This is a genomic window from Marinobacter sp. (assembly GCF_041686475.1).
GTDB lineage: Bacteria > Pseudomonadota > Gammaproteobacteria > Pseudomonadales > Oleiphilaceae > Marinobacter.
In genome coordinates, this window is sequence record NZ_JAWLDU010000016.1 from 1 (window position 1) to 3,726 (window position 3,726).

The 3,726-nt window shown below is 58.6% G+C and carries 5 protein-coding genes; 2 read left to right on the forward strand and 3 right to left on the reverse strand.

Annotated features, from left to right (window positions below; genetic code table 11):
• Both ACESMB_RS05610 and ACESMB_RS05615 read right to left on the reverse strand, forming a co-directional pair.
• Positions 1 to 98 (reverse strand): DUF3391 domain-containing protein (locus ACESMB_RS05610; protein WP_372971106.1); only part of this gene is annotated, 98 nt, incomplete at its 3' end.
• On the reverse strand, positions 95 to 904 hold the full coding sequence (locus ACESMB_RS05615) for a TatD family hydrolase (RefSeq protein WP_372971085.1): 810 nt from the start codon (positions 902 to 904) through the stop codon (positions 95 to 97). The genes ACESMB_RS05610 and ACESMB_RS05615, both read right to left, overlap by 4 nt.
• A 129-nt stretch (positions 905 to 1,033) precedes the next feature.
• On the opposite strand from ACESMB_RS05615, the gene ACESMB_RS05620 reads away from it, so the two are divergent.
• Positions 1,034 to 1,864, forward strand: a complete 831-nt coding sequence (locus ACESMB_RS05620) for a polyphosphate kinase 2 family protein (protein ID WP_372971086.1) — start codon at positions 1,034 to 1,036, stop codon at positions 1,862 to 1,864.
• A 17-nt stretch (positions 1,865 to 1,881) separates the two neighbouring features.
• Complete coding sequence (locus ACESMB_RS05625) at positions 1,882 to 3,153, forward strand: D-amino acid dehydrogenase (RefSeq protein ID WP_372971087.1); 1,272 nt, start codon at positions 1,882 to 1,884, stop codon at positions 3,151 to 3,153.
• Positions 3,154 to 3,298: 145 nt separating this feature from the next.
• Here ACESMB_RS05625 and ACESMB_RS05630 read toward each other — a convergent pair.
• On the reverse strand, positions 3,299 to 3,726 hold a 428-nt coding region (locus ACESMB_RS05630), incomplete at its 5' end, for a TrmH family RNA methyltransferase (RefSeq protein WP_372971088.1).

Consider the following 3,726-nt stretch of genomic DNA (forward strand, 5'->3'; position numbering starts at 1 on the left):
CCACGGCGACGCTGGGTATTGTGAGGAATCCAGTCGTTGTTGAGATCGGTGATGTACATCCCGACCCTGAGGGCCGAGACGGGTATGTGTTTAATCATTGACGTGGGAAGAACGTTCTCAGGCTGTTTTCGTAGGTAGTAGACAATACGTTTTCCAGCGGCAATTGTTTCACTTCGGCAATTTTTTCAGCAACAAAAGGAATATAGAAAGGCGCGTTCTCTTTGCCACGATAGGGTACGGGGGTCAGGAACGGCGAATCGGTTTCCAGCAGGATCTGTTCGATGGGTGCCATGCGCACGATATCCCGTACGTTTTCTGCCTTGTTGAAGGTGGTGATGCCGTTGAAGCCAAGGCACCAGCCTTCGTCGAGCGCATACTGCGCAAGCCCGGGGCCAGAGGTGAAACTGTGGATCACGCCCCGACGCCTGAGGGTGGACTCGAATTCTCTCAGGATGTCGATGGTATCTTCATCCGCTTCACGGCTGTGAATAACGACGGGACGATCCGTGTCGCAGGCAATCTGAAGCTGGCGGCGGAAAACCTCGCGCTGCACATTCCGGTCTGCATTGTCGTAAAAATAATCCAGGCCGATCTCTCCCACGGCCACTATTTTGTCGTCACCGGCGTGGGCACGGATTTCCTCTTCAGCGGCGTCGGAGTATTTCTCGGCGTCATGGGGGTGGACCCCCTGGGTACCGTACACCCAGGGCGCAGACTGGCTGAGCTCACGCACGGTCGCCAGGTTCTCGGGCGACACGGCGATGGTGATCACCCGCTCGATATTGACCCGTTGTGCCTCGGCCAGGGTGTCCTCGAGGGGACGGTCCTTGAGGTAATCCAGGTGGCAGTGGGTTTCGATAATCGGATGATCAAATACGGGAATCTCGCGACGTTTTTTACTCATTGCCAGGTACTACACTCCAATGCAACCGTGGTCGTGACTGCTATTCTGAACATGTGAAACGGCAAGTCTACCAGCTTGTCCGATTGTTGACCTGTATTACCTCCATAGGGAGTTTCACGGAGCACACTGATGAAATTATCGGCATTTGCCAGTTCCTATCTGTTCGACCCGAAGCAGCCGGCCTTCCGGGACTATCCTACGCTTCTGGACGATGATGAGAAACTGCCGGGGCTGGAGGCCAGTCTGGAACGGATTGGCGAGTACCAGCGCCGGCTCTGGGCCAACCAGGCCAGAGCCGTGTTGCTGGTGGCCCATGGGCCGGACACCAGTGGCAAGGACAGCCTGATCCGGACACTGGCAACCTACGCCGACCCTGCGGGCTTTCATGCCTGGTCTTTCAGCCGGCCCAAAGGCGCTGAAGTCCGTCACGACTTTCTCTGGCGGGTAACGCCCTTCCTGCCGGGCTTCGGCGAAATGGTGGCGTTCAATCGCAGTCATCACGAGGCGGTCATTGCCGAGCGGGTATGGCCGGTACACGAGCCTGAGAGCTACAACTGGAACAACCGTTACCAGTCCATCAGGAACTTCGAGAACCATCTGGTGGAAGAAGGCACTACGGTCATCAAGATATGGCTCAACCTGTCCGAAGACGAACACCGCGAGCGTCTTCTAAAGCGCCTCGACAAACCGCGAAAACGCTGGAAGTTCGACAGATCTGATATCGACGGCTGGGAAAAACGCGGTCAGTATGAAAAGTTCGCCGAAGAGGCCCTGGCCGCGACTCACACGGAAGAAGCGCCCTGGTTTGTCGTGCCTGGTGACAGGAAGCCCCAGGCTCGGGCGATCGTCGCGGCGGTGCTGGCGGAGCAGCTGGAACGGCTGGCTCCGGAATACCCGAAAGAGGACGAGGGCGTGCTGAAGGAATACCGCCGCCTGTTAGCCAGAAATGGCGTGAAGTGAACTGGACGGAGAGGTAGATGCAGATTATTGTAATTGGTGGCGGAGTGGTGGGTATGACTACTGCTTACGAGCTGAACCGCAGGGGCCACAAGGTGACGGTTCTGGAGCGATACGGTGTCGCGGGAAACGAAACCAGCAAGGGCAATGCCGCCCAGCGTTCCTACGGGGTAGTCTATCCCTGGGCGGACCCGTCCATGGTGTTGAAGGCCATACCCTGGCTGTTCAAGAAAGACGGTCCGCTGAAAATGCGGGTGCCACCGTCCATCGAAACGTTGCGATTCATGTTCGCCACCCTGCGCTACGCGCTCTCTCCCGGCCTTTTCGGCCTGAACAAGCGCGCTATGCTCCGCCTCGGCATCCACAGTCGCAAACGCTTTCTGGCCCTTGAGCAGGAACTGGACCTGAGCTTCGATGGCGACCACCAGGGCCTGCTCCATCTGGCCAGCACCCCGGAAGCCCTTGAAAGCTATCGCCAGACGCAGCAATTGCTTGACGAGCTCGGTATTGCCTCCCGCTTGCTGACACCCGAGCAGGTCCGGGAAGCCGAGCCCGGAATGACCGGTAACGGCCCGCTCCATGGTGCCCTGAGCTACGATACCGACGGCACTGGCGACTGCCACCTGTTTTCCCGTGAACTGGCCGGCGCCTGTGAGACCAGGGGTGTGAGCGTCTGCTACAACACTGAAACCCTGCACCTTGTCGCAGATGGTCAGCGTATAAACGGCGTTGCCGTGCGCAACAAGGACGGCAAGGCAAAGACCCTGGAGACCGATGCGGTGGTAATCTGCGCCGGCTGCTGGTCGGATCAGCTTACCCGCCCGCTGGGCCTGAAGCTGCCGATTTATCCGGTCAAGGGCTACAGCTTCACCGTGCCTCTGGCGGACCCTGACCGGGCTCCGGTTTCCACTGTGCATGACGACAACTACAAGGTGGTTTCAACCCGCCTCGGCGATCGCCTGCGGGCGTCCGGTTTCGTGGAACTGGCGGATTTCAATCGCGACATTCCTGAAGCCCGGCTGGCTACCATCCGTAGATCCGTCGAGTCCCGTTTTCCGGGCTGCGCCGATCTGAAAGCCGTTGAAACCTGGACAGGTTTCCGCCCGATGACACCGGATGGGCCTGCCATTATTGGTCGCGGACCCCGTGAAAACCTGTTTCTCAACACCGGTCACGGTACCTTTGGCTGGACCCTGTCGGCGGGCAGTGCGGATGTGATTGCCCAGCTGATCGACGGGGAGGAGCCTTCTGTGTGTCTGGATGCTTTTCGGCCTGGGCGGTTTGCCGAATGATGATTGTGGCTTTGGGGGAAGAGCCATTCCGGGGGCCTCTCCCAAGATACGCTGTAAATACGTCCCTGTACGCTCGACGAAAACATCCTTGTTTTCGACGATCTTGGGAGAGGCCCCCGGAATGGCTCCCATAGCTCACAGGTGCCTACGGGTTCGAATCGAACGATTCTCGAAGCTCGCGCTCGATATTTCCACAGAGGGTATGCACAAAACCAACGTCTCTCTCGGTGAGCAACGGTAACCGTTCGAATACCCACTTGGACAGTTTACCTTCGGCAGGAGCATCCACCTGGGGCAGAAGGTGCTCTAAACGTTGACGCAGGGCACCCAGTCTGGCGTCGGTGTTGGCTGGTTCTGATTGAGTGGCTGGCTCTCTGGCCAGGCCGGACAGTTCCCAGGCATAGAGCATGACTGCCTGGGACAGGTTCAGGGACGGATAGGGCACGGCCATGGGAAAGCCTGTGAGCAGGTCGCACAGTGCCAGTTCGTCGTTGGACAGACCCCGGTCTTCGCGGCCGAATACCAGTGCGGCAGTGGCTACCGAGGCACCCTTGCGGGCCATGATATCCCGCA